The organism is Mycolicibacterium bacteremicum, assembly GCF_002086115.1.
In the GTDB taxonomy this organism is placed as follows: Bacteria; Actinomycetota; Actinomycetes; order Mycobacteriales; family Mycobacteriaceae; genus Mycobacterium; species Mycobacterium bacteremicum.
In genome coordinates this window covers 226,334-251,510 of sequence record NZ_MVHJ01000004.1, presented here as the reverse complement: position 1 = coordinate 251,510, position 25,177 = coordinate 226,334, and the positions used below count along the sequence as shown (strand labels likewise).

At 69.2% G+C, this 25,177-nt stretch carries 21 protein-coding genes; 7 read left to right on the top strand and 14 right to left on the bottom strand.

Going from position 1 to position 25,177, the window contains the following annotated elements; translation table 11 throughout:
* Positions 1 to 113 precede the first annotated feature (113 nt).
* The 4 genes from BST17_RS06955 (at position 114) to cysC (ending at position 5,216) form a co-directional block, all read left to right on the top strand.
* On the top strand, positions 114 to 1,484 hold the full coding sequence (locus tag BST17_RS06955; RefSeq protein ID WP_083056611.1) for a sulfatase family protein: 1,371 nt from the start codon (positions 114 to 116) through the stop codon (positions 1,482 to 1,484).
* A 65-nt stretch (positions 1,485 to 1,549) separates the two neighbouring features.
* On the top strand, positions 1,550 to 2,350 hold the full coding sequence (gene stf0 / locus BST17_RS06950) for a trehalose 2-sulfotransferase (protein WP_083056472.1): 801 nt from the start codon (positions 1,550 to 1,552) through the stop codon (positions 2,348 to 2,350).
* 31 nt (positions 2,351 to 2,381) lie between these two features.
* The gene (gene cysD, locus BST17_RS06945; RefSeq protein WP_083056470.1) at positions 2,382 to 3,290 is read left to right on the top strand and encodes a sulfate adenylyltransferase subunit CysD; all 909 of its coding nucleotides are present in this window, start codon (positions 2,382 to 2,384) and stop codon (positions 3,288 to 3,290) included.
* A gap of 75 nt (positions 3,291 to 3,365) precedes the next feature.
* Positions 3,366 to 5,216 carry a sulfate adenylyltransferase subunit CysN gene (gene cysC / locus BST17_RS06940; protein ID WP_083056468.1) on the top strand — a complete coding sequence of 617 codons (1,851 nt, stop codon included), beginning with the start codon at positions 3,366 to 3,368 and terminating at the stop codon, positions 5,214 to 5,216.
* A gap of 51 nt (positions 5,217 to 5,267) precedes the next feature.
* Here the strand turns inward: cysC and BST17_RS06935 are convergent, their stop codons facing one another.
* Entirely contained in the window at positions 5,268 to 6,032 is a 765-nt protein-coding gene (locus tag BST17_RS06935; protein WP_083056466.1) for a trans-aconitate 2-methyltransferase, read from the bottom strand.
* Positions 6,033 to 6,076: 44 nt separating this feature from the next.
* Here BST17_RS06935 and BST17_RS06930 point away from each other — a divergent pair, with 44 nt between their 5' ends.
* Together BST17_RS06930 and BST17_RS06925 are read left to right on the top strand one after the other, a co-directional pair.
* Positions 6,077 to 6,964: an amidohydrolase family protein gene (locus BST17_RS06930; protein ID WP_083056464.1), complete on the top strand. Its 888-nt coding sequence runs from the start codon at positions 6,077 to 6,079 to the stop codon at positions 6,962 to 6,964.
* 64 nt (positions 6,965 to 7,028) lie between these two features.
* Entirely contained in the window at positions 7,029 to 8,219 is a 1,191-nt protein-coding gene (locus tag BST17_RS06925; RefSeq protein WP_083056462.1) for an alpha/beta hydrolase family protein, read from the top strand.
* A gap of 8 nt (positions 8,220 to 8,227) precedes the next feature.
* Here BST17_RS06925 and eccE read toward each other — a convergent pair whose 3' ends face one another.
* The 12 genes from eccE to BST17_RS06865 form a co-directional block, all read right to left on the bottom strand.
* A complete protein-coding gene (gene eccE, locus BST17_RS06920; protein WP_083056460.1) occupies positions 8,228 to 9,112 on the bottom strand; it encodes a type VII secretion protein EccE in 885 nt (294 codons plus the stop codon).
* Positions 9,109 to 10,509 carry a type VII secretion-associated serine protease mycosin gene (mycP, locus tag BST17_RS06915; RefSeq protein ID WP_083056458.1) on the bottom strand — a complete coding sequence of 467 codons (1,401 nt, stop codon included), beginning with the start codon at positions 10,507 to 10,509 and terminating at the stop codon, positions 9,109 to 9,111. Before mycP ends, eccE begins: the two co-directional genes overlap by 4 nt.
* Before the next feature lie 29 nt (positions 10,510 to 10,538).
* Complete coding sequence (gene eccD / locus BST17_RS06910; RefSeq protein WP_083056456.1) at positions 10,539 to 11,957, bottom strand: type VII secretion integral membrane protein EccD; 1,419 nt, start codon at positions 11,955 to 11,957, stop codon at positions 10,539 to 10,541.
* Entirely contained in the window at positions 11,939 to 12,799 is an 861-nt protein-coding gene (locus BST17_RS06905; RefSeq protein ID WP_083056454.1) for an ESX secretion-associated protein EspG, read from the bottom strand. Before BST17_RS06905 ends, eccD begins: the two co-directional genes overlap by 19 nt.
* The gene (locus BST17_RS06900) at positions 12,800 to 13,087 is read right to left on the bottom strand and encodes a WXG100 family type VII secretion target (protein WP_083056452.1); all 288 of its coding nucleotides are present in this window, start codon (positions 13,085 to 13,087) and stop codon (positions 12,800 to 12,802) included.
* 27 nt (positions 13,088 to 13,114) lie between these two features.
* Positions 13,115 to 13,408 (bottom strand): type VII secretion protein EsxS, encoded by a 294-nt coding sequence (locus BST17_RS06895; protein WP_083056450.1) that lies wholly within the window; start codon positions 13,406 to 13,408, stop codon positions 13,115 to 13,117.
* Between the two features lie 71 nt (positions 13,409 to 13,479).
* Entirely contained in the window at positions 13,480 to 15,030 is a 1,551-nt protein-coding gene (locus tag BST17_RS06890) for a PPE family protein (protein WP_083056448.1), read from the bottom strand.
* Between the two features lies 1 nt (position 15,031).
* Positions 15,032 to 15,343, bottom strand: coding sequence for a PE family protein (locus tag BST17_RS06885; RefSeq protein ID WP_083056446.1), 312 nt, complete (start codon positions 15,341 to 15,343; stop codon positions 15,032 to 15,034).
* Positions 15,343 to 19,314 (bottom strand): type VII secretion protein EccCa, encoded by a 3,972-nt coding sequence (gene eccCa / locus BST17_RS06880; RefSeq protein ID WP_083056444.1) that lies wholly within the window; start codon positions 19,312 to 19,314, stop codon positions 15,343 to 15,345. Before eccCa ends, BST17_RS06885 begins: the two co-directional genes overlap by 1 nt.
* A gap of 2 nt (positions 19,315 to 19,316) precedes the next feature.
* On the bottom strand, positions 19,317 to 20,861 hold the full coding sequence (eccB, locus tag BST17_RS06875; protein WP_083056442.1) for a type VII secretion protein EccB: 1,545 nt from the start codon (positions 20,859 to 20,861) through the stop codon (positions 19,317 to 19,319).
* Positions 20,858 to 22,708, bottom strand: a complete 1,851-nt coding sequence (gene eccA, locus BST17_RS06870; protein WP_083056440.1) for a type VII secretion AAA-ATPase EccA — start codon at positions 22,706 to 22,708, stop codon at positions 20,858 to 20,860. Before eccA ends, eccB begins: the two co-directional genes overlap by 4 nt.
* Positions 22,709 to 22,937: 229 nt before the next feature.
* Positions 22,938 to 23,828 carry an oxygenase MpaB family protein gene (locus BST17_RS06865; RefSeq protein ID WP_083056438.1) on the bottom strand — a complete coding sequence of 297 codons (891 nt, stop codon included), beginning with the start codon at positions 23,826 to 23,828 and terminating at the stop codon, positions 22,938 to 22,940.
* Positions 23,829 to 23,917: 89 nt separating this feature from the next.
* Between BST17_RS06865 and BST17_RS06860 the strand changes: the two genes are divergently transcribed.
* Positions 23,918 to 24,523, top strand: a complete 606-nt coding sequence (locus BST17_RS06860) for a TetR/AcrR family transcriptional regulator (protein ID WP_083056436.1) — start codon at positions 23,918 to 23,920, stop codon at positions 24,521 to 24,523.
* On the opposite strand, the gene BST17_RS06855 is transcribed toward BST17_RS06860, so the two are convergent.
* Positions 24,520 to 25,095 carry a VOC family protein gene (locus BST17_RS06855; protein WP_083056434.1) on the bottom strand — a complete coding sequence of 192 codons (576 nt, stop codon included), beginning with the start codon at positions 25,093 to 25,095 and terminating at the stop codon, positions 24,520 to 24,522. The two genes, BST17_RS06860 and BST17_RS06855, sit on opposite strands and share 4 nt — an antisense overlap.
* Between the last annotated feature and the right edge of the window lie 82 nt (positions 25,096 to 25,177).

Sequence of the window (25,177 nt, the reverse complement as noted above, 5' to 3'; positions counted from 1 at the left end):
TAGCACATTCGGCACGTAACCGACAGTACGGCGATCGGGCTGCGGGTAAACCACTCTGCACGGGGGGCGGGCACTGTGGAATATTGCGAACGGACGAACAGGAGGTGGCGCGCGTGACCGAGGCGCGACGCGAGAACGTGTTGATCGTGCACTGGCATGACCTGGGCCGCTACCTCGGGGTGTACGGCCACCCCGATGTGCACAGCCCGCGTCTGGACCGGTTCGCCGCCGACGCCATCCTGCTCACCCGCGCGCACGCCACCGCCCCGCTGTGCTCACCGTCGCGGGGTTCGTTGTTCACCGGGCGCTATCCGCAGACCAACGGACTGGTCGGTCTGGCCCACCACGGCTGGGAGTACCGCGCCGGCGTTCAGACGTTGCCTGCCATCCTGTCCGGTTCCGGTTGGCACACCGCCCTGTTCGGCATGCAGCACGAGACGTCGTATCCGTCGCGGCTCGGTTTCGACGAGTTCGACGTGTCCAACTCCTACTGCGAATACGTCGTCGAACAGGCCACCGCGTGGCTGCGGCGGCCACCGGCCGAACCCTTCCTGCTGACGGCCGGCTTCTTCGAGACCCACCGGCCCTACCCGCACGATAGGTACGAACCGGCCGATCCCGCCGCCGTCGATCTGCCGGGGTATCTGCCCGACACCCCCGCCGTGCGACAGGACCTGGCGGACTTCTATGGCTCCATCACCGTCGCCGACGCCGCGGTCGGCGAACTGCTCGACACGCTGGCCGACACCGGCCTGGACCGCAGCACCTGGGTGGTGTTCATGACCGATCACGGTCCGGCGTTGCCGCGCGCGAAGTCCACGCTGTACGAGGCGGGGACCGGCATCGCAATGATCGTCCGGCCGCCGACCGGGTCCGGTGTACCGCCGCGGGTGTATGACGAACTGTTCAGCGGCGTCGACCTGGTGCCTACTCTGCTCGATCTGCTGGGCGTGGATGTCCCGGCGGAGGTGGACGGCATCTCGCATGCCCGGGCGCTTGTCGGCGACACCGAATCGGCGCGCACCGAGGTGTATTCGACAAAGACCTATCACGATTCTTTCGATCCGATTCGCGCAATTCGGACCAAGGAATTCTCCTATATCGAGAATTACGCCGCGCGACCGCTTTTGGATCTGCCCTGGGATATCGCCGACAGCGCACCCGGGGCGGCGGTCGGGCCACATGTGCGCAGCCCCCGGCCCGAACGCGAACTCTATGATCTGCGGGTCGACCCCGGCGAGGCGAAAAATCTGTTCGATGCCCCGCTCACTGCGGAAATGGAGGGTGTGGCGCGCGAACTCGCGCTGCTGCTCAACGACTGGCGGCTCAAGACCAACGATGTGATCCCGTCGGAATTCGCGGGCACCAGAATTTCGGAACGCTACACCCAGACGTACCGGACCATTTTGGAATGGCCCGCCCTGAGCAGGTCCGCCAAAGCCGCCGAACGCGGAATCGAAGACCAGCCGAAATCGCCGCAATAGTTAAACTCACGATGACGTGAAAACCCTGTCTGCGGGCCAAAACAATAGCCGTTAGAGTCTCGCCCATGGCCCACCCGAAGGCGTATCTCGTCCTCGCATCCCAACGCAGCGGAAGCACCTTGTTGGTGGAGTCGCTGCGGGCGACGGGCGTGGCCGGCGAGCCGCAGGAGTTCTTCCAGTACCTGCCCACCACCAGCCAGTCACCGCAGCCGCGTCAGTGGTTCGCCGGCGTCGAGGACGAATCGATCCTGCGCCTGCTCGACCCACTCGACGAGGGCAAGCCCGACCTGGCGCCGCCGGCGATCTGGCGTGACTACATCCAGACGGTCGGCCGCACCCCCAATGGGATCTGGGGCGGCAAACTGATGTGGAACCAGACCCCGTTGCTGCTCGACCGTGCCGCCGGGCTGCCGGACCGCTCCGGGGAGGGTCTGCTGTCGGCGATCCGCGATGTGGTGGGCAGTGACCCCGTGCTGGTGCACGTGTACCGCCCGGATGTCGTGTCGCAGGCCGTGTCCTTCTGGCGGGCGGTGCAGACCCGGGTGTGGCGCGGCCGCCCGGACCCGGTGCGCGATGCCCGCGCCGAGTACCACGCCGGCGCCATCGCGCACGTGATCACGATGCTGCGCGCACAGGAGGAGGGCTGGCGGAACTGGTTCGCCGAAGAGGGCGTCGAGCCGCTCGACGTGTCCTATCCCTACCTGTGGCGCAACCTCACCACCGTCGTCGCCGACATCCTGGAGCGGCTGGGGCTCGATCCCCGGCTGGCACCGGAGCCCGTCCTGGAACGACAGGCCGACCAGCGCTCCGACGACTGGGTGGACCGATATCGCGTTGACGCACACCGGGAAGGGCTGCCGACATGAATTCTCAGATGCGCCTGCGTGGGGAGCCGAGATGACCGACATCGAGCACGTCGACGAGCTCAGGCTGCTGGAAGCCGAGGCCGTGCACATCATCCGCGAGGTGGTCGCCGAGCTGCAGCGCCCGGTGCTGCTGTTCTCCGCGGGCAAAGACTCGATTGTGCTGTTGCGGTTGGCGGAGAAGGCCTTTCGCCCGCTGCCGCTGCCGTTCCCGGTGCTGCACGTGGACACCGGGCACAACTTCGACGAGGTCATCGAGTTCCGCGACCGGCGCACCACGGGTGTCGGGCACAAGCTGATCATCGGATCGGTGCAGGAAACCATCGACAGTGGCCGGGTTGCCGATCCGGGTCCCGGTGCCTCGCGCAACCGGCAGCAGACCCGCACCCTGCTCGACGCGCTGGAGGCCGGCGGGTTCGACGCCGCGTTCGGCGGTGCGCGCCGCGACGAGGAGCGGGCCCGCGCCAAGGAACGCATCCTGAGCTTCCGCGACGAGTTCGGGCAGTGGGACCCGCGGGCGCAGCGTCCCGAACCGTGGTCGCTCTACAACGGGCGGATCCGCAAGGGCGAACAGGTGCGTGTCTTTCCGCTGTCGAACTGGACCGAGATCGACATCTGGCGCTATATCCAGCTGGAAAACCTTGAGCTGCCGTCGATCTACTTCGCCCACGAACGCGAGGTGTTCGAGCGCGACGGCATCCTGCTGGCGGTCTCGGAGTACGCCCGGCCCGCCGCCGGGGAGTCGGCCGCGGTGGAGTGGGTGCGCTACCGCACCGTCGGTGACCTGACCATCACCGGAGCCGTGCGGTCGCAGGCCACCACCATCGACCGGGTCATCGCCGAGATCTCGGCGGCCACCGTGTCCGAACGCGGGGAGACCCGCGCCGATGACCGCACATCCGTTGCGGCGATGGAAGACCGCAAGCGGGAGGGGTACTTCTGATGAGCGCCAGCGAAGCAGAACAAAGGGGCCTGAGCTGATGAGCGCCAGCGAAGCAGAACAAAGGGGCCTGAGCTGATGAGCACCAGGCAGCTTTTGCGCATCACCACCGCCGGGTCGGTCGACGACGGGAAGAGCACGCTGATCGGCCGGCTGCTGCACGACACCGACAGTCTGCCGCTGGATCACCTGGAGGCCGTCACCGATGCCGAGGGGGTGGCCGACCTAGCCGCCCTGTCCGACGGCTTGCGCGCCGAACGCGAACAGGGCATCACCATCGATGTGGCCTACCGGTTCTTCTCGACCGAAACCCGCAGCTACATCCTGGCCGATACCCCCGGACACGAGCGCTACACCCGCAACATGTTCACCGGGGCATCCAATGCGCACGTGGCCATCCTGCTGGTCGACGCGCGTGCCGGTGTGCTGCGGCAGACCCGCAGGCATGCCCGGATCGCAAAGCTGCTGGGCATCAAGCACTTCGTCGCCGCGGTCAACAAGATCGATCTGGTCGACTTCGACGAGAAGCGCTTCGGCGAGGTGGAGCACGAACTGCAGCAGGTCGCCGACCGGCTCGGCGGGGCCGACCTGTCGGTCATCCCGATCGCGGCCAAACTCGGCGATAACGTCGTGCACCGCTCGGACAACACCCCCTGGTTCGACGGACCCACCCTGCTGGAATACCTGGAGGCGGTGGAACTGACGGCCCCGCAACCGGACCCGGCGAGCCTGCGGCTGCCGGTGCAGTGGGTGTCGCGCCCCACCGCCGAGCAACGCCGCCGCTACACCGGCCGGCTGTCGGCGGGCACCCTGAAGGTCGGTGATCCGGTCGTGAGCCTGCCCGCCGGCACCCGATCGACGGTGACGGTGCTGGATACCCTCGACGACGACCGCACCACCGCCGTTGCCCCACTGTCGATCTCGATCGAGCTCGCCGACGATATCGACGTCGGTCGCGGCGATGTGTTCGTCAGCGCCGCCGAGAACGCATCGCTGCCCGTGCTGGCCCGCGAACTCGATGCCACGGTCTGCTGGTTCCTCGACGAGCCGCTGCGCGCGGGTGATCGGCTCGCACTCAAGCAGGGCACCCGGACCGTCCGGGCCACCGTGCAGGAACTGCACACCAAGCTCGACCCCGAGACCCTCGACGAGGTCGATGCCCCGGTCGAGTTGGCGCTCAACGACATCGGCTCGATCACGCTGCGCACCAGCTCGCTGGTGGTGGCCGACGCGTACGCCGACAACCGCGACAGCGGTGCCTTCATCCTGATCGACGAGGTCTCCAACGACACCGTCGGCGCGGGCATCATCCTCGAGCCCCGCGAGGTCAAGCCGAGCGGCCACAACCGGTCCGACATCAAATGGCACCCGTCTTCACTGGATCGCGAATACCGCTGGGGCAAGACCGGCCAGCGCGGGGCCACCATCTGGTTCACCGGCCTACCGGCCTCCGGCAAGTCGACACTGGCCGTCGCCGTGGAACGCGCACTCGTCGAATCCGGCCGGGTGGCCTATCTGCTCGACGGCGACAATCTGCGTCATGGTCTGTCCGACGATCTGGGCTTCTCGGCCGGTGACCGGGCCGAGAACATCCGCCGGGTCGGGCATCTGACACGGTTGCTCGCCGACGCCGGTGTGGTGGCGCTGGCGTCGCTGGTGTCCCCGTTGAAATCCGACCGCGAACTGGCCCGCACCCTCAACGATGCGGCGAAGCTGCCGTTCCTTGAAGTGCACGTGGCCACTCCGGTCGCCGAGTGCGAGCGCCGTGACCCCAAGGGGCTCTACGCCCGCGCCCGAGCGGGCGAACTGAAGGGGCTCACCGGGATCGACGCACCCTACGAGGCCCCGGAAAACCCGGATCTGGTGGTCGACACCACCGGCGCCGATATCGACGACCTGGTCGCCAGGGTGATCGCCCTGCTCGACTGACCGTGGTTTGCGGAGTCTCAGCCGTAGCCAGTACGGCTGAGACTCCACAAGTCACCGCCGCTGGGCCACCACGAACACCCGGCGGAACGGGAAGAACGTCGTTCCGTCGGGGCGCACCGGGTAGGCCTGGGCCAGCAGCGGGATGATCGCCGCCCGGTAGCGCTGCCAGTCGTCCTCGGTGAGTCGCTCACGCACCTGGGTCAGCGCCGTGCCGGTAATCCAGTCCAGAACCGGTGTCTCGCCGCGCAACTCGTGCAGATAGGTGGTCTCCCAGGCGTCGACCGTCCACCCGGCGTCGGTCAGCAGGTCGGCGTAGTCGGTGGGGGTGCCCACCACCTCGGCATCGCGGAAGGGCATATCGCGCAGCGCATCGGCGAACGGGGCGCTACGCGCCACCGTGCGCACCGCCTCGTGCGACGGTGCGTGGAAGTTGCCGGGCACCTGGAAGGCGATCCACGATCCGGGCGCCAACTGCCCGGACCAGCGCACCAGTAACTCGCGGTGCTCGGGGACCCACTGCAGCGCGGCATTGGAGATCACCACATCGGTATCGGGTTCCGGTGTCCAGTCCGCGATCCCGCCCAGGTGCACATCCAGCCCGCGCTCGGTCGCCGCGGCCACCATCTCCGGTGAAGAATCCCAGCCCTGGATCAGCGCCTCCGGCCAGCGCCGGTGCAGCGTCTCGGTCAGGTTGCCCGGGCCGCAGCCCAGGTCGACCACCCGGCGCGGCGCCGTGGCTGCAACGCGGTTCACCAGGTCGAAGAACGGGCGGCCGCGGTGATCGGCGAAGGTGAGGTAGACATCGGGGTTCCACATACCGCAAGTCTGCCCTCCCGACGCCTTTGACAGGATGGCTGCCGATGGACGACACGGCCGAGGTGCGCGGGATCTGGGAGGCGCTGGGACTGCCCGGCATCGTCGACGTGCACACCCACTTCATGCCCAAGAACGTGATGGACAAGGTGTGGCGGTACTTCGACGATGCGGGTCCGCTGATCGGGCGCCCCTGGCCCATCACCTATCGCTCCGACGAGAGTGACCGGCTCGCCACCCTGCGGGGGTTCGGGGTGCGGGCGTTCACCTCGCTGATCTACCCGCACAAACCGGACATGGCGGCCTGGTTGAACCAGTGGGCGGCGCAGTTCGCCGCCGACACCCCGGACTGCCTGTCCACGGCGACCTTCTACCCCGAACCCGGCGCCGTCCGGTACGTGACCTCGGCCATCGACCACGGCGCCCGGGTGTTCAAGGCGCACGTGCAGGTCGGCGGATACGACCCCACCGACGTCCTGCTCGACGAGGTCTGGGGCGTGCTCGCCGAATCCGGCACGCCGGTCATCACCCATTGCGGGTCCGGGCCCACCCCGGGTGCCCACACCGGTCCCGGCCCGATCCGGGCGGTGTTGGCCCGGCATCCACGCCTGCGGCTCATCGTGGCGCACATGGGCGGGCCGGAGTACACCGACTTCCTGGACATCGCCGCGGCCCACGACGGGGTACACCTCGACACCACCATGGCGTTCACCGAGTTCATGGAGCAGACGATGCCGTTCCCACCCGCCGACCATCCCCGGCTGCGCGACCTCGGCCATCGCATCCTGTGGGGCAGCGACTTCCCGAACATCCCGTACCCCTACGCCGAGGCGATGCGCGCGGTGTGCGACCTGCCGGGCGTCGACGACGACTGGTTGCGCGGGGTGTTCCACGACAACGCCGCGGCCCTGTTCGGTTTACATATCCGGGACTGACTGACACGTTTCGCCGCGCCGGGCTACCATCGGCAGGCCTGCGAACTCCCCGAGAGAGGCCGCCGTGACCGACGCGCAACCGCTCGATCCGCCGATCCCCGTCCCCGATGTCCCGGGCGCGGACGCGACCGCGCGCGGACTACCCCGCCGCATCGACCTGACCCGTCAGCAGCGCCTCGTCGTCGACGCCTCCGCCGTCGCCGATCTGGCCCTGCGGACCACGGTGGCCTCGATCGTCGGCACCGCCATGTTGCCGAAACTGGTCGGCGCCGCCCTGCGGCCCGGCTCGGTGCGCGACGAGGACGCCGCCTTGCAGTTCTACATCGACCTGGCCGCCGAACACGATGCGCGCCTGTCGTTCCCCGCACCGACCGAGCCGCCCCGGGTCTCCTCGCGGCCGGCGAACCTGCTGGCATCGGCGGTCGCCCACGGCGCCGTGTACAACCTGCGGTTCCGCAGCAGCTTCCAGGCGATCAACCCGGCACTGCGGGATCAGCGCGCCGGGTACGCCCGCAACAATGTGGTGCACGCCCAGCACTGGGTGCACGGTGACGGGCCACGGCCCACGCTGTGCCTGATCCACGGCTTCATGGGATCGGCGTATCTGTTCAACGGGTTGTTCTTCTCGCTGCCGTGGTTCTTCCGTTCGGGCTACGACGTGCTGCTCTACACGCTGCCCTTCCACGGTATGCGCGCCGAATCCAATTCGCCCTACAGCGGATACGGCTACTTCGCCGATGGCATGCCGGGTTTCGCCGAGGCGATGGCCCAGGCCGTGCACGACTTCCGTTCGGTCATCGACTATCTGGAGTACACCGGCGTCGACCGGATTGCCCTGACCGGGATGTCGCTCGGTGGCTATACCTCGGCACTGATCGCGTCGGTCGACGACCGCATCCAGGCCGTCATCCCGAATGTCCCGGTGGTGACGCCGGAAGCCGCCTTCGACGACTGGTTCCCGGCCAACATGCTGGTGCGCCTGGGCAACCGGTTGACCCATATCGACAAGGCGCGCTCCGATGCCGCGACGATGTTCCACTCACCGCTGAACTACGCACCGCAGATCCCCACGGAGCGCAGGCTCATCATCGCCGGTCTCGGTGACAAGCTGGCACCGCCGCAACAGGCCGAACTGCTGTGGCGGCACTGGGACCGGTGCGCGTTCCACTGGTTTCCCGGCAACCACGTGCTGCACGTCAGCCAACCGGACTATCTGCGCAGGATGACGCGGTTCCTGCGGCCGTTCATGTTCTGAGGGCGCCATCACACGACCGAGGGCCAGCGCACCTGATCAGCGAGCGTCCCGGCGGGTTGATGGCCGGGCAACCGGTGCGCCGAGAACGGATCCAGTGCATCCAGTGTCGAGCGCTGGCGCCCGCCGAGCGTGGCCAGCCCGGCGACCGGGGGCGCGCCCGCCGGCCGCTCGGCTGTGCGCAGTGCCGCCACCGCGGTGACCGTATCGCAGCCGAATTCGACTGCCGTCCAACGCTCCTCGCAGGGGTGTGCCCGCACCGCGGCCAGCGTCGCGGGCAGGGCATCGACGGGAATGCGGTACGCGGTCAGATGACCGGACTCGTCGGCCAACGCCCGCCAGGTCTCCTTGGCCGTTTCGGACACCGGTCGCGGCGCCTGCTGCACGGCCATCACCGTCCAGCCACCCTCCCGAAGGTGGTCGGCGAGCCGGCGGCCGACGGTCTCGGCGGTCTCCTGCACCGGGATCGACGCCGAACGTGCCTGCAGCGCAGGCAGATTCTGCGCAGCGTCCAGGGTCAGGCTGATCCAGTGGCTGCTCTGGCCGGTCGTCTCGCGGCTGGTGATACGCACCTTGTCCAACCGCAACCCGTACCGGTCGGCGTACCCGGCGATCAGCGCCACCGGCAGTTCGTCGTCCAATGGGTCCTCGACGGCCAGCACGACGGTGGCGGTGTCACCGGACGATGATCGCCGCGTGCCGCCGTGGTTGCCACGCCAGATGGCCCACCGACGGGCCAACTTGGTGGTCGCGAATTCACCGCGCCACCAGGCGAACAGCGCAATCACCACGGCGATCGAGACGCCGAGCACCCACTGCCGGGTGGTGTCCTGGTACGGGTAGGCCAGCGCAGCGGCCACGATGAACAGCAGCGCCAGGGCCAGTCGGGTCGTCATGCGGCGGTGTCCTTCCGTCGTTGGGTGGCGGTCACGGCGGTCACCGCGGCGACCAGCGCCAGCAGGCCCGCACCGATATAGGCGATATTGCGGCCGGTGTGGTCCACCGCGGGCGGATCCGGCGGAGCGGCAACATCTCTGGTCGTCTCGGGGGCACTGCCGGGGCCGGGCACATCCCAGGTCAGCGCGGCGACCGGGTCGATGGTGCCGGCACCGACCAGCGAGGACGGCGACCGGTCGGCGCCGCGCGCGGTCACGCTCAGCCTGCGCACCACCTGGGTGGCCGAGAGTTCGGGGAATCGGCTGCGTACCAGCGCCGCCACGCCCGACACGTAGGCGGCGGCATAGCTGGTCCCGGCCACCGGGGTGAGTTCACCCTTCTCGTTCGGTTGGCCGTTGGCCAGTCCGCCGTCGGGACTGTTGCTGACCGAGGTGATGTTCTCGCCGGGTGCGGCCAGGCCCACCCACGGTCCGGACATGGAGAACGGTGCCGGGGCGCCGGCCGGATTCAGCGCGCCCACCGAGAGCACGTAGGGCTGCCACCAGGACGGGGTCGACACCGACGTGACGCCGGCCCAGTTGCGTGGATCGTCGGGGCGGCTCGGATCGGTCGGCGGATTCGCCGCGCACGCGCTGCCACCGGCGATGCCACCGCCGGTGTTGCCGGCGGCCGCCACGATGACGATGTCCTTGTCGACCGCCGCGTACCGCAATGCGGCACCGAGCGCGCTCTGGTCGATGGTGGTGGTGGCCGGCACACAGGCCACCGAGGAGATGTTGATGACCTGGGCACCCAGGTCGGCGGCGCGCACCACCGCACGCGCCAGCGTCGCGATGTCGTTGCTGGCCTCGACGAGCACCGGGTCCTCGCCGGGCTGATTCGGCGAGTATTTGGCCGAGGTCTGCCGGATGGACAGCAGCCGGGCACCCGGTGCGACACCGGAGAACCCATCGGCGCCCGGTTGGCCGGCGATCAACCCGGCCACCATGGTGCCGTGCCCGTCGCAGTCGGTCAGCCCGTCGGTCGCGGCGACGAAGTCACCGCCGGCCTCGACGTTGGGCAGCCGGGGTCCGGGCTGCACGCCGGTGTCGATGACCGCGACGGTCTGCCCGTCGCCACGGCTGTGCCGCCACGCCTCGTTCAGGTTGAGCGACAGTTGGTTCGGGCTCACCACCGCGGGATCGGTGCCCGCGATCGCGCCGGTGACCGAGCAGGCGCTGCGCTGCGCCATGGGCTGCAGCGGGCCCGCGGCACCCGGCGGGGGCGGCACCGCCGGGTCCACCTCGGGCGGGGTGACGGCACCGGCCGCCGGGCAGCCGATCATCGCCACCACAAGCACGGCGGCCAGCGCGGCGGCTCCCCTCCTCCTGCGATTTCGGTGAGGAATCGTGCGCATGGCGCATGTTTCCTCACCGAAATCACACGTCATCGGTTCAGGACCCATTCGAACAGCCCCAGCAGGTAGGCGGCCACCGGGATCACCGATGCGTCCAGCGCAGCGGCTGCGAAGCCGAACAACCGGCGCACCGGCAGCGAGTAGGTGTCCGGCGCGGCCACCCGCGGGTTCAGCGCGGCGACGATCCAGAACGCCACCACGGCCACCAGCGCACCCAGTGCCCACCACGCCGCCGCGTAGCGGTCGGTCGCGACGAACACCACCAGCAGCCCGGCGGGCAGCAGGAACGACTGGCTCAGCAGCCACGCCTTGCACGGCGTGGAATCCCACACCCGGGCCCGCAGCGTGGTACCCAGCGCGGCAACCACCACCAGCACCCACGCCCACGGCGACACCGACTCCGCGCCGGCCAGGATCAGCGATCCGGTCACCGACAGCAGCACACCCGCGGCCAGGAAACCGGTCTGATGTGCGTCGGTGACCCGGATGCGGCGCGGCAGGTCCTCCAGGACGCGCACCGGTTGGGCCGACGGGGTGGGATCGCCGGGTGCCGGGATGACGGGCACGGGCAGCCGGGCCCACAATGCCGAGAGCCGCGCGGCCTGCACGGTGATCAGCAGGGCGAAGATGATCAGGCCGGTGCCGGTCCGCACCCCGGTCATGTCCCAGACGGTGGCCAGCACCGCGAAGAGCAGCACTCCGACGCCCAACACGGTGGCCGCGGTGAAGGCCGCGATGGCGCGTTCGAACACCACGATGCTGATCACCGACCAGGCGGCGACACCGGCGGCGGCCAGCAGCACCTGGGCGGCACCGGTATCACCGGGCACCGCCAGCCCGAAGGCCGCGGCGATGGGGGCCAGCGCGGTCAGGGCCAGCGCCGTGCCGAGTCCGGGGTGGCGCACGCGTGCGGCGAACGACGCGACCACCGTGACGGCGGCCAGCCCGGCGACGGCGAACAGCCCGGCCGATCCTCCGGTGACCAACCGCACCGTGGCGGCCAGCGCGGTGCCCAGCAGCACGAGCGCGATCCCGGCGATGGCGGCGGCGCGCTGGATGTGGGTGTGCCCCCAGGGCCGTTCCCGCGCGGCCGAGAAGATCACCGCGGCGTCGGCGATGTCCTCGATGATGCGCGGCGCGGCGGGGCCGGCCGGAATCTCCTGCAACGCCAGCAGATCGCCGTCGACGACGCCGACCGTGTCCAGGGTGGCGTCCAGACTGAACGGTGCGCCCCCGATCGGAGCGAGGCTGAGCCGGGTCGGCGTGGCATCGGCGGAGTCGCCGACGCGCAGCACGGTGCGCTGGACCGCCGGGATGATCTCGCGCAGCGGCAACTCGGCCGGGAGGGCCAGCTCGGTGAGTCGCCCCGGCGAGTCGGAGCCGCCGGCTCCGCCCGTGGCGGCCAGCACGGCCACCCGCACGATCGGCATCACAGTGTTGTCGGGCATCGGTTTTCCGTTCTCTGGTCGAAATCTCGGTTGTGCGTGCGGGGGGTGAACCACGAACCCGCCGGCAGGGTGGCCAGCAGGCTGTCGACGGCACCGGCGATGGCCGCCGCGGTTCCGGGGGCGAAGGTGGACACCCACTCCCCGTCGAAGGCCTTCGAGGGGCTGATCAGGATGCGGCCGGCCGCGCAGTCCAGCACGCTGAGGCCGACCTCGGTGCTGACCCGGTGGCCATCGCGGTGCTCGCCGGCCACGATCTCGACGTAACTACGCCGGCCCGTGAACACGGCCTCGACCACCGGCCGAGCCGAGGACGGAATCCCCAGGTACTCAAGCACTTCGGTCACGTCGGCGCCGGCTCTCAGTTTCTCGTCGGCGCGGACGCCGGCTCGGACGGGTACGGTGAAATCGTCGAAGTCGGCCGGTCGCCGGCCCGCCAGGCCGGCGACCAGGACCGGCACCAGGTCACGCGCGGCCGGGATGTCCATCGCGGTGAAGGTCACCAGTCCGCCGCTGCGCAACGCGACCACGGTGCTGCCGTCCCGGCGGGCGACGACACCGCGCAGCATGTCACCGCCCGCGGACACGATGCGCATCTCCAGCCATTGCCGCGCCTGGCAGCTCTGCCGGATCCATTGCACGACAGCGGGATCGAGCGCACCCGCACCGGACATCACCCCCAGCGCGGTCAGCTCGGCAACCCGCTCGGCCGCGAAGGGTCCGGCCGCCGCCGGCTCGCTGTAGGGCGGCGTGATCGCCAGCACCCACGGGAACGAGCCGCTGCCGACAGCGTCCGCGATGAACCAGGCCTGCTCGACGGTCAGCTCGACCGCATTAGCAGCCATCTATCCCCATTTGGCGCCTTCTGCCCGGTCCCGGGCGTTCATTGCAATGGTGTTGCTCTCGTGCGTGCTGGCCATCGCCTGGTAGGCGCGCACCAACTCCGCCAGACTGGCGTTCCACTGAGCTTGCCAGGCCTGATAGGTCATGCCGGTGTCACCCTGCCAGGCACCGGCCAGAGCGGCCTGCTCGGCGGCGATGTCCGCACCGACGGTGTTCAAGGCTCCCGCGTAGCCGTTCATCTCGGCGGACAGACCCAGCATGGCCGGGTAGTTGTACATGATCTGAGACATTCGGATTCTCCTTGTCGGCTGCGGTGATCAGATGCCGGTGTAGGTACCGGCGGCGGCCGCGTCCTGCGCGACGTAGGTTCCGGCGGCGTCGGCCAGGTTGGCCTGGGCGATGTCCAGCAGCGCGTTGACCCGTGCCGACACCTCGATGAAACGGGCGTGCGCAGCCTGGAACGCCGCGGCGGACTCACCCATGTGGAATGCCTGCGAGGCCTGCGCGGCGCCCTCGGCCTGAGTGATGGTGCTGCGCATCAGGGCGGCCTTGGCGGCGAACGCCGACTCCGAGGCGACCAGCTGCGGGATGTGCGCGTCGAGCATGCTCATGAAAAGTTCCTCCGGATCTGTGGATCTCAAAAGTTGTCGTGTCGTCGGTCAGTCGGTGCGGGCGGGGGCTCTCAGCGCGGTGTGCCCCCTTCCGGTGTGGGCGGATTATCCGGACTCCAGGATCCGGGCAGCATCGGATTGGTGGGGCCGCCGCCGAAGGAGTTCTCGGCCAGTTCGGTGAGGCCGGCGGCGGTGCGCTGCTCGCCGGTCACCGCACCGGTGAAGCCCATCGGGCCGGCGCCGCGCTCGGACGCGCGCGTCGTCGGCTCGGGCCGCGGCTGCGGCGGTTCGGGGCCCTCGTCGTAGTCCATGAACTCGTCGGCGTACGCCCGGTCCTTGATCTCCCCGCCCTTCTTGCGCCGCCTTTTTCGTCGCTCGGCGGCCGACAGCGCGGCGGCCGACCCGACCGCGGCAGCCGAGCCCGAGGCGGGCGCCTTGGCCTGGGTGCCGTCGCGCACCGTCGGACTGAAACCGCCCCCGGGGTGCCCGCCCGCCACCGCGTAGGCGATCGCCGGGGCGGCCGCGGCCGGGGCAGCCGCCGGTGCGGTCGCGGGCGCGGTGGCCGGGGCGGCCGGTGCCGCGGGCGCTGCCGTCGGGGTGCCGGCCGGCGCGATGCTCGCCAGCGGCAGACTCGGCTCCCGTTGTGCAGCAGGGGCGACCGGATCGCTGAGCACCAGCGGAGGTAGATCGGTGAACTTCGGGATCAGCGCCAGGAAGGCCAGTGCCACCAGGCCGAGGGACAGCAGCGGCAGCAGGAACGGCGCCAGTGCCGCACCGATCCAGGTGCCCCAGCCGACCGGTTGCAGGATCGCCTGGTACGCCAGCGCGAACAGCATCGGACCCCAGGTGACCAGCGCCGCGGACGGGTTGGTGAGGAAGTCGATGAACATCTGGCGCAGGATGCCGACCGGGTCGGAGAAGAACTCCAGGATCAGATCACCACCGGGCAGTGACTTGATGTACTGCTCCAGGAACTGCGTGATGATGTTCGAATTGGTCAGCGCCGAAGCAGAATTCGTCGCCTGCGCCTGGGCGGCCAGCTGCGTGCCGTTGGCCGCGAGGGCACCGGCCTCGCCGACACCGGGCGCCAGCAACAGCGGTGCGGGCGAGGTGGCCGGCGTGGCGGCCACCGTTGCCGCCGACACCGCCTGATAGGTGCTCATCACGGTGGCGGCCTGAATCCACATCCGGACGTAGTCGGCCTCGTTGACCGCGATCGGAATGGTGTTGATACCGAAGAAGTTCGTTGCCAGCAGCACGCCGTGCATGACGTGGTTGGCGGCCAGTTCGGCCAGTGTCGGCATGGTGGCCAGCGCGGTGGTGTAGGCAGCCGCCGCGGTCTGATGCTGGGCACCGGCCACCGCGCTGTTGACGCTGGCCTGCGCCAGCCAGGCCAGGTAGGGCTGGTGGGTGGCCACGTACTGCTCGGCACTCGGACCCTCCCACACCCCGGCGGCCACGGCACCCAGGGTCGCGGTCAGTTCGGCGGCGGCGGCGGCGTACTCGGTGCTCAGCGACTGCCAGGCTCCCGCGGCGGCCAGCAGCGACCCGGGGCCCGGGCCGCCGCTGAGCAGCGCCGAATGCACCTCGGGTGGCAGGGCCATCCAGATGGGAGCGGTCATCTCAGCCGCCGCGGGCGATCAGGTAGCTCGACGCGGCCAGCGCGTCACCGGCCGCATAGCTGGCACCGGACTGCGCGACACCCAGGCCGGCGCGGCCCAACTCCTCGATCGCCAGCGCCGCCACGGCACTGTGCTCGTTGCCGTGCGCGCTGAAACCGGCGGCGGTCTGCAACGAGACCGGGTCGGCGGCCGGCGGCACCACGGCGTTGACCAGTGGCGCGGCCGCGGCGTGCGCGGCGGCCAACCGCGCGGTCAGCGATTCCACCGCCGCACCCGCGGCGGTCAGTCCTTCGGGAACCACACGCAGCGTCATCAGCTGTATTCCTTTCCGTTCGAACCTGCCGGTGCGATCCGTTCGGGGACGAGCGGATTCACCAATTGCACGTATGTCGCCTCTTCGCTGTCACCGAGCAGCATGGCCCGGCCCGCGGGCAGCCTGCTGAACCGCACACCGCGGAGTTTCCCGCCGTCGGTCGGACTGCCCGACAGCATCACGGTAGTCGCCTGCAGGTCGTTGAGTCGGCGCAGCAAGGGCGCCGTCATCACGGCGTGCGCCGAGCCACTGGCCCTGGCGGTGACGATGACCCGCAGCCCCAGATCGCCTGCCTCGGCCAGCAGACCGAGCAGCGGTGTCCAGGGCCGCTGCCCGGCGTACGGGCCGCTGACGGCCGGGCCGTCCGGGATCTGGTCGACGTCGTCGATGATCAGGTAGTGCGCCTGGCCGCCCCCACCGGCGCGGAAGGACCACCGCCGCAACTCCTCGGCACCCAAACCAGCCGGCGGGCGCCGCTTTTCGAGCAGTCCCGACAGGCCCAGCATGGCCGGGGTGACGCGGTCGATGTTCGGGGTGTACTCGTTGTCCGGGAACAGCGGTTCGTCCACCAGATGCAACCGCCGGTCGATGACCGTGAACGCGACGTCCTGCTCGTTCGAGTTGTCCCGGATGGTGCGGATCAGATGCCGCAGCAGCGTCGTCTTACCGGACCGGGAATCACCGAAGACCATCATCAGCGGGTGGCGCGCGAAGTCGATGGCGACCGGACGCAGATCCTCCTCGCGCTGACCGATGACCACCTGCTCGGCCCCGAGGTACAGGGTCCCTAGTGCCGTCGGCGGCAGCTGCGTGGGCAACAACCGTACGGCCGGGGCATGCAGGCCCGCGTGGCGCGCGTTCAGCACGGCGATGTCACGCAGATCCGGTGCGGCGAACAGGAAGTGCTCGGCGGCCATGGTGAGGCCGCGGCCGGGCTGGTCGGCAGGCACCCCGTCGGCCGGCCGGTGCAGTGCACCGACCACCCGGACGTTGCTGTCGTGCGAGTCGCTGAGCTTGAGCTCCAACCGCAGACCCAGACCGTCCCGCATGGCCAGCGGAACCTCCAGCCAGTTCGGCGTGGTGATCACGACGTGGATGCCGTACGCCAGACCGGCATTGGCCAGTTCGGTGACCCGGGCCAGCAGCGGATTGCGGGTGTTGAAGGTGTCGGTGTTGTCCCGGCTGAACGCATAGAGGTTGTCGATCACCAGGAAGACCTCGCCGTAACCGTCGCTGTACCGACCGGCGCCACCTGCCGCCGAGCCGCGCTCCTGTCGGGACCGCAGCAGCTGCTCGAGCTCGGCGAAGGTGCGCCGGATCAGGTCGGGTTGCAGTGCGGTGGCGACCGTCCCGACGTGGGCCAGCTCGGCCATCGGTGCCAACTGGCCGCCGCCGTAGTCCAGGCAGTAGAAGCTGACGTCACCGGGTGCGTGCAGTGCGGCGGCCGACAGCATGAATGTCTGCAGCGCCGTCGACTTGCCTGAACGTGGACCGCCGTGGATCAGCAGATTGCCTGCGGCGCCGGCGGCGTCGAAGACCAGTGGGTCGCGACGCATCTCGAAAGGCTTGTCGATCTCGCCCAGCGGCCACTGCCATCGGCCGTCTGCGATCTCGGTGCGCGCCAGCAGATCCGCCAGCGGAATGGCCTCCTCCAGCGGCGGCAGCCACAGCTGCGGCGCCTTGGGGCCATAGTTGGCCAGCTGCTCGCCGATCGTGGTGATGAGCTTGCGCGGCGGGGGGACATCGTCGACCGCACCGCTGACGATGACGGTGTCGGGCGCCGGCTCCACCCAGCCCGCGGTGAACAGCTGCGGTTCGGGCACCGAGTGCACCACCACGGAGTGGCTGCTGCGCGGTGGATCGTAGATGCCGTCGACGTAGGTGCTGCGGAACTTGATCGGGTTTGCACCGGGTGCGGGCACCAGGAAGCCCTCGCCCTTGTGTTCGCGGCCGGACTCGATCTGGAAGGCGTCCTCGGAGCCGATGATCTGCCGGCTGATCGACGGGCTGGCGACCTTCAGGCCGATCCGGTAGGAGGTGTTCTTGTCGATGTCCTTGATGCGGCCCACATCCAGCGTCTGCGAGGCGAACAGGATGTGGATCCGGAACGAACGACCCTTACGCGCCACGTAGTCGAACAGTTCGGCGTACTCGGGATGGTCGGCCAGCATCAGGGTGAACTCGTCGGCCACCACGAACAGCGTCGGGATCGGCGGCAGGTCATGGCCCGCGGCGATCGCGGCCTCGTACTCGGTGACCGAGTTGAACGCACTGTTCTGGACGCGGCGGCCGGCTTCGAGCAGCAGTTGCTCACGACGGGCGACCTCGCCGCGCAGCGTGTCGGCGAAACGGTCTGCCAACGAACGCTTCTCGGCCATGTTGGAGATGACGGCCACCACCTGCGGGAAATTGCGGAAGATGTCCGCCCCCGCCTCACCCTTGAAGTCGGCGTAGATGACGATCAACCGGTCCGCCGAATGGGTGGTCAGCAGCGACAGCAGGATCGACATCAGGGTCTGCGACTTGCCGGACCCGGTCATACCGATCATCAGCCCGTGCGGCCCCATACCGCCCTCGGCCTCGTCCTTGAGATCGAAGATCAGCGGTTCGCCGGTGGCGGTCACACCGATGGGGACCCGCAGTTCCTCGTCGCGGTGCCGGGGTGCCCACAGGCTCGCGACATCGAGTGCCGAAGCGTCCGAGATGCCGAACAGTGTGGTGAACGTGGAGGATCCGGTGGCAGCCGTGCGCGATTGTTCGGGGTTGGTGTCCCAGCGGGCCAGGCGGCGGGCCAGGTGGGCCGCCTGCCCGGCCGAGAAGGTGTCCGCGGTGTCGACATAGGGCTGCCAGCCGCCGGTCTGCCAGCGCTCGATGCGGCCACCGGCGACCTTGAGGATGGGGCGTTCGGGATCGGAATACTGTTCGCGGTGCGGTTCTTTGGCGGACCGGACGATCACCGTCACGCCCGCGACACCGGCCCGGCCCACCACGGCGTCGGCATCGACGTCGTCATCGTCGACGAGCACCAGCAGGTGCTTGCCCGCCTCCAGCGCGCTGCCGCCGAAGGCGTCGCGCTCATCGAGCACCGGGTTGAGCAGCGCACGCAGTCCGTCGACACTCGTGGCCAGGTAGCGGGCGGGCCCGACGCCGTCGACGCGGCCCGGTACATCGGTGTGCGGCAGCCACTTCAGCCAGGACCAGTCCGCCGCTTCCAGATCGGGGGTCGCCAGCGCCACTCCCAGCACCGCCGGATCGTGCCAGGTGACGGCCTGCGCGACCCAGGCGCGCACGGCATCGCGCACCTCGTCGGGTGCACCGAACACCGTCACGCGCGAGACCTTGCCGAGGTCGATTCCGGTCGGTGCGTTGCGCACCGTGCGGTGTACGTCGAGCAGTCCGCGCAGGGTGGTGTGCGCCACCGGTTCCAGGTCGATCTCGTCGGCGGCGTCCTTGACCCGAAGCGCGGTGTTCAGCGGTACATCGGCCAGGCCGGTGCGCACCACCAGGAAGTCGGGGTCGTGCGGGTCGCGCTCCCATTGCCTGCGGGTACCGGGTACCGCGGAAAGCGAATCCGGTTCGGGGTGTGACCATTCCAGCGCGGCACGCTGGTCGGCGGCCTGCGCGCGGACGTTGTCCCGGACCACCGACAGGTAGCGCAGGTAGTCGGCGCGCTCGGCGTCGACCTCCTCGGTACGCAGCTTGTTGTCCGAACCGCGGTACAGCGCGGTCGCGGCCAGCAGCAGGACGAACGGGAAGAACAGCATGGTCGGCGAGATCATCCGCATACCGGTGGCGAACAGCGCGACGATCATCCCGACGATCAGGATGACGATCAGATAGGGCAGGACCCGGCGCAGCAGCGACGGCGGCACCAGTCGGGGCAGCGACGGTGGCGCCTCGATGGTGATGGTGCCCTTGCGGGCCTCCGGGATGGGCAGCCGGCGGCGAGCCTCGAAGATCAAGCGGCTCATGACTAGTTGCCTCCCTCGGTGCCGGCGGCCACGGATCCCACGGCGTCGTGCGCCACCAGCGCATCGGCCCGCGACAGCGTCGGACCGGGAGCGAACTGGGTGAGCACCGACCACGGAATGGCCAGCGGGGGCGGTGTCAGGCCCAGCGCATCAACGGCTTTGGTATCGGTGGCGGTGTCGACCCCGTACCGCACGCCGGTGTCGCTGACCCAGAAGGCCGAACCGGCCGGTGGTGCGCCGGCATCGGAGCCGACGGACTGGACGAAGTACCCGCTGCCCGGGGTGAGTGCGACCCGCTCGGCGGTCGCGGCCCCGCCGGACCCGACCAGGTCCACGGTGCGCAGTCCCTCGGGAAGCGGCAGCGCGGCGCCGGAGAGCAGGCTCAACCGGCCCGCGGTGGCGTCGGCGGGCTTGGACCAGTAGGCGCAGGCGACCGGCGCCGCGGCGGCATCGACCAGCGTCACCTCATCGACCGGGTAGGCGGCGGTGTCGATTCCGCCCGCAACCGGCAGTCTGGCGATCTCGTCGGCACCGAGGCGCGGGGGCTGCTGCAGCCCGAACGAGTTGGTGTTGCGCATGATCGACGCCAGCACCGGTGACACCGGTTGCAGACCGTCGATCTGCACGACGTAGTAGCGGATGGTGTTGTCGGCCTCGAACGCCGCGACGACCGCTCCGACCGGTGCGGGCACCGGCAGCTCGAATTGCGGTGGCGCTCCGGCACCGGGCAGGGCCGGTGCGACCAGCGGCGCAGATTCCGGGATGGCGTTGAACAGGCCCGGGGCGATCACGCGGGGTGCCGCGATGTCGGTGCCCAGGCCTAGCGCGGCGGTGACGGCGCGGTTGCCCAGATCGATGGGGCTGCGCTTGCCGTCCCACAGCAGCCAGGTCCCCGAGTGCACGCCGCCGACGTTCTGCACCAGCACGGCACGGTCGGCCGGCAGTGCCGCCGCCCGTTCGCCCTGCTGATCGGGCGTGCCCGCGATCAGCGTGACACCGGCTGTGTCGCCGGACACCGCGTCGCAGACGGTCCAGTTCGCGTCCCGAGAAGTGTTCTGCACCATGCGTTCCGGAGCACCCGGGATACCGATGAGGTTGCCACGGGCGAATCGGTCGATCTCGCTGCTCTTGACCGTGGTCGGGTTCTCGGCCTGTCCGGCGATCAGTCGCGCGGAGGTGAGGTTCAGCGCCGGGTGCACGACGTCACCGATACGGACGTAGAGTGCCGAGGTCTCGCGGTCGGCGAGGATGGTGGCGCTGCCGGCGTCGCCACCGGGCCGGATCAGGGAGAAGACGAAGCAGCCGGCGACCACGGTGATCGAGACCAGGGCGCCGACGAGGACCGCCCGGTTCTGGGTCCGTAGTGGGTCCACCAGCATCCGCGTGTCGTGCAGAGCCACCCCGGAGGCGATGCGCCGCATCATGAACCGCCAGCCCGACACCTGATGGCGGGTCACGAAACCGCGACGGTACGCGACCCGGTCGGGGTTCTCGTTGACCGGTGTGCGCGAGGCGAATTCGCGGCGCTCTTCGGGCTGCTCGCTCATGCGGACGCCTGCGGCACCGTGAGACCGAGGCCACGCAGCAGCGGGCCTGCCGATCGGCTGACGTCCTCGGCCGTGATCGCCATCAGTTCTTCATCGGTGAAATCGTCGGAATCGGAGTGGTCCAATCGGTATTCGCGTTCCTCCTCGGAACGCTCGACTAGGTTGCGGACGAATCGGCCGTTGCCGGCGATGTCCAGGCTGCGCCGGGCAGTGCCGGTGGCATCCGGGGTGGAACTGGCGGCCAGGTGCGCGAACAGCGCCTCCATCTCGTCATGGGCCGCCGTCTCGAAGAGGCTGTCCCGCTTCTCTGCCATCCGGGTCGCCATCTCGACGAGTTCCGGTGCGCTGTAGGAGGGGAAGTCGATGCTGCGGGTGAATCGGGACCGCAGGCCCTCGTTGGTGTCCAGGAAGCGATCCAGGTCCGCGCGGTATCCGGCGACGATGACGACCAACCGGTCGCGGTCGTTCTCCATCCGGGCCAGCAGGGTGTCGATGGCGACCAACCCGAAGTCGTTCTTGGCGCCGGTGGACACCAGGGCGTAGGCCTCGTCGAGGAACAGCACGCCGTCCAGGGCGCTGTCGATGATGGCGTTGGTCTTGGCCTCGGTCTCGCCGATGTGCTGTCCGATCAGGTCGGCACGGTGCACCTCGCGGACGGTCTCCTTCTTCAGAAGTCCCAGGCCGCAGTAGATCTTTGCCACCACCCGGGCAATCGTGGTCTTACCGGTTCCGGGTGGGCCGGCGAAGACCAGGTGGTTGGTGCGCTGGGCGACGGCCAGCCCACGCTCCTGACGCCGGATCGACATGGCGACCGAGCTCTTCAGCCGGGCCACCTGGTATTTGACCTCTTCCAGCCCGATGAACTCGGCGAGTTCGGCTTCGGCCTCGATCAGCAGGTGGGCCTTGCGCTCCTTGGCTCCGGGATCGACGAAGTCGGATTCTCCGGGTTCGGTGTCCGGATCCCACGGGTTGCTGCGCGCCTCGATGCGCGCGGCAGTGGTGGTTTCCAGTCCGAAAGACTTGTCCAGCAACGCTTCTTCGATACCGGCGTGCTCCGGGTTGGCCGCGTAGAGTTCGGCGAGCACGTCCTCGGACTCGTCGTCCTCGCCCTGCGCGCGCAGGCACAGCCCCTTGACGAGGCCGCCGTCGACGGCGGCCACCGGGACCGGCCCGGCGGGATTCTCCAGGTGCGACAGCGCCGGGGCGTACATGCCCAGGTGGGCCAGAGCGACACCGAGGGTGACCCGGGAGGCGTGGGCGTAGTGCTCGTCGAGCTTGGGATCGTTGACGATCGGGGTCAGCAGGCGGACGACATCCGACCAGCGTCGGCTGCGGTGATACAGCGCGACCCGCAGCCAGCGGGCCTGCAGCCAGGCGGGCCGGCGGGTGATCAGATCCTCGACCAGCCGGTCGGCGGCGGCGAAGTCGCCGTTGTCGCCGAGCGTGGCGGCATAGGCCAGCGCGATATCGTCGCGGCCGGTGGCACGGAACTGCAGGTACAGCCCGGTGTCGTAGACGAACCCCAGATCATCGGGGCCGAGGTCGACCTCGCGGGCCAGAGTGCCGAAGGTGCCCAGGGTGCCCCAGATCGTCCCGATGACCCGGCCGGCGTTGTCGCCGGTGCCCTCGCCTGCGGCGGCGAGCCCGATCCAGGCGTCGCACTGCTCTCGGGCGATACGGGTCAGTTCGGTGAATCCCGAGCGGGCCGCGGCGAGGTCGGCGGGACGCCGTCGGTCGTTGACCGACAAGCCCAGCGAGCGGCAACAGGTGGCGAACCTGTTCACGACGTCGCGGTCGACGCGTATCCCCCCGGCGCTCGAGACGAGCGAGTTACTGACCGTATCCATATGTTCGTCGCAACGGAGCTGCTCGCCCCCCTGCCGTCTCCTTAAGTATGCCTAGGCTAACTCCGCAGAAGTTAGCATTGCATTAACTAACCTGTCGAGACGTCCGCCCCCGCCTTCGCGGTGAGGACGATCACCACTGCGCGGAAGGGCGACAGCGAAGAGTCGCAGCGTACGGCGAGATAGCTGTACTGGGCCGATGCCGACGGCAGCAAACGGCGCGAACGGTAACTCAGACCAGCGGTCGACCGGTGCGAATGCGCCAGTCCAGATCCTTGAGCAACACATTGAACGGGAATTGCCGCACCGCGCTGGGCGCGATGTTGTTGGCCAGCCGCAGCACACCCATCAGACGGTCGAACCGGCGCTGACGCTGCGGATCCCATGGCAGGCGCATCTCGTCGCGGAAGCGCTGGGGCAGGAAGCCGGTGGTGATCAGCCCCGCCCAGTCCTCGGCCAACTGTTGCAGCCGGCCCGGCAGCCGCACGCCGCGCAGCCGGCCCACCGCGATCGGGTAGAGGAATTCGCGCGCGGTGTCGTCGATGTGGATCTGGTCCAGCTGCTCTTCCCAGTATTTGTCGAACGCGGCCCGGTCGGCCGGCCACATCTCGGGGGTGACCTGCAGGGTGGTGGCCAGCGTGATGCCGTCGCGGTAGTGCTGGTCGGCGGTCTCGTCGTCGATCTCGCCGACGAAGATCCGTCGGATGTCGACCGATCCCTTGTACAGGCAGGCCGCCACCCAGAGCTGCAGGTCCTTGTCGAAGGCGTTGTACTTGACCGGACTCTGCTCGGTCGAGTGCACCTGGGCGTGTGCCTTGTTGACCGCCCGCCGGAAGGCGGCCTTCTGTTCGTCGGTTCCCCGCCCGGCGACCGCCAGGTAGGTGAACGTGGTGCGGGCGCGCTTGACCGGGTGGCGGTCGATGCGGCCGCTTTCGACCTTGCTCTCGATGACGCCGTAGGCGACCCCGGGGCGGCCGAGCTGCATCACCACATTGGCCGGCCCGGCGAGCAGTGCCACGCCCATCAGACCGTCGGCAACGGAGGCGCCCCGGCGGCGCCGACGCCGTTGCGCAGGCACCGGTGCACAGGTGGTGTCGTTGATGGCCCGTTCGACGATCGCCATTGATTGCCCCTAGGAAAGTGAGAACAACTGTTTCCTGATATTGGTGGTCAATATTGCACCGCGGTTTCGACGGGTGTCAAGATGGGCCCATGTCCCAGGTCCGGCCCTATCGAGGCGTCGCGGCACCACAGCGGCAGGCCGATCGTCGCCGTCGGTTCCTGGCCGCCGGATTGGACCTGCTCGGCGGCGACGACGACCTGACGGTCCGGGCGATCTGCCGGCAGGCGGGGGTCGCGACCCGGCACTTCTACGAGGCCTTCGCCGACAAGGACCAGTTCGTGGCGGATGTATTCGACTCGGTGGTCGGCGAGATAGCCGCCACCACCCAGGCCGCGGTGGCCGCCGTGGCACCCGCCGCGCAGAACCGGGCCGGTATCACCAATCTGGTCCAGATCATCGGCGAGGACGCCCGCGTCGGCAGGTTGTTGTTCGACGCCACGCTGACCAATGCCGTGCTGATCCGCAAGCGCGCCGAACTGGGTGGCTTTTTCGCCGTGCTGGCCGCACAGCACGCCCACGAGGTGTTGCCGGACGCCGGCACCGAACAGGTCGCCGCCATCGCGCACTTCGTGGTCGGCGGGGTGAGCCAGACCATCAACGCCTGGCTGGGCGGGGCGATCGACCTGTCGCGCACGGACCTGATCGATCTGCTGACGCTGATGCTGGACAGCTTCCCCGACCCGCGCCGGGGCTAGACTGCCGCGCGCGGCTTCCTGTCGGCCGCCGTCCTGGGCACCGTGGTGGTATCCGCGTCGGTGAATTCCTTGATCCAGCAAGCGAATTCGAGTGTGATGCCATCGGGATCCTGGAAATAGAAGGACCGCACATAGACGCCGGGATGCAGGGTTTTGGAGGCCTGCCATTCACTGTCGTCGTGGTTGAGCACCGGTCCGACCCGCACTCCCTTGGCCTTGAGCTTCTCGCGGTACTCGTCGAACTTCTCGGCGGGCACGTGGAAGGCCAGGTGGTTCATGGTGGACACCGCGCTGGTGATCTCCCCGAGACCCGGAAGGGCGATGGGCGCGGAGACACCGGGGACGCCGTCGGGGGCATCGGTGAACCAGAAGAACGCCACACAGTCACCGTTGCCGGCGTCGAAGAAGAAATGCTGCCCCATCCCACCGGGCAGGTCCAGCGATTTGATCAACGGCATACCGAGTACGCCGGAGTAGAAGTCCACCGTGCGCTGCATGTCCGAACACACCAGCGCGACATGGTTGATACCGCCCAGGGTGAACTCCGAATTCGGATTGTCGGGCTTGATCATGTGGCCCTCCCGGGGTGAGCGCGACGACGGGGACGAAACCTGCACCGCTGGCGCAGACTCGAATCTGAATCTAACATCAGAT

Coding starts and splice junctions, on each gene's coding strand:
- stf0 (WP_083056472.1), top strand. CDS start 1,550: ATGGCCCACCCGAAGGCGTATCTCGTCCTCGCATCCCAACGCAGCGGA.
- cysD (WP_083056470.1), top strand. CDS start 2,382: ATGACCGACATCGAGCACGTCGACGAGCTCAGGCTGCTGGAAGCCGAG.
- cysC (WP_083056468.1), top strand. CDS start 3,366: ATGAGCACCAGGCAGCTTTTGCGCATCACCACCGCCGGGTCGGTCGAC.
- BST17_RS06935 (WP_083056466.1), bottom strand. CDS start 6,032: ATGTGGAACCCCGATGTCTACCTCACCTTCGCCGATCACCGCGGCCGC.
- BST17_RS06930 (WP_083056464.1), top strand. CDS start 6,077: ATGGACGACACGGCCGAGGTGCGCGGGATCTGGGAGGCGCTGGGACTG.
- eccE (WP_083056460.1), bottom strand. CDS start 9,112: ATGACGACCCGACTGGCCCTGGCGCTGCTGTTCATCGTGGCCGCTGCG.
- mycP (WP_083056458.1), bottom strand. CDS start 10,509: ATGCGCACGATTCCTCACCGAAATCGCAGGAGGAGGGGAGCCGCCGCG.
- eccD (WP_083056456.1), bottom strand. CDS start 11,957: ATGCCCGACAACACTGTGATGCCGATCGTGCGGGTGGCCGTGCTGGCC.
- BST17_RS06905 (WP_083056454.1), bottom strand. CDS start 12,799: ATGGCTGCTAATGCGGTCGAGCTGACCGTCGAGCAGGCCTGGTTCATC.
- BST17_RS06900 (WP_083056452.1), bottom strand. CDS start 13,087: ATGTCTCAGATCATGTACAACTACCCGGCCATGCTGGGTCTGTCCGCC.
- BST17_RS06895 (WP_083056450.1), bottom strand. CDS start 13,408: ATGAGCATGCTCGACGCGCACATCCCGCAGCTGGTCGCCTCGGAGTCG.
- BST17_RS06890 (WP_083056448.1), bottom strand. CDS start 15,030: ATGACCGCTCCCATCTGGATGGCCCTGCCACCCGAGGTGCATTCGGCG.
- BST17_RS06885 (WP_083056446.1), bottom strand. CDS start 15,343: ATGACGCTGCGTGTGGTTCCCGAAGGACTGACCGCCGCGGGTGCGGCG.
- eccCa (WP_083056444.1), bottom strand. CDS start 19,314: ATGAGCCGCTTGATCTTCGAGGCTCGCCGCCGGCTGCCCATCCCGGAG.
- eccB (WP_083056442.1), bottom strand. CDS start 20,861: ATGAGCGAGCAGCCCGAAGAGCGCCGCGAATTCGCCTCGCGCACACCG.
- eccA (WP_083056440.1), bottom strand. CDS start 22,708: ATGGATACGGTCAGTAACTCGCTCGTCTCGAGCGCCGGGGGGATACGC.
- BST17_RS06865 (WP_083056438.1), bottom strand. CDS start 23,828: ATGGCGATCGTCGAACGGGCCATCAACGACACCACCTGTGCACCGGTG.
- BST17_RS06860 (WP_083056436.1), top strand. CDS start 23,918: ATGTCCCAGGTCCGGCCCTATCGAGGCGTCGCGGCACCACAGCGGCAG.
- BST17_RS06855 (WP_083056434.1), bottom strand. CDS start 25,095: ATGATCAAGCCCGACAATCCGAATTCGGAGTTCACCCTGGGCGGTATC.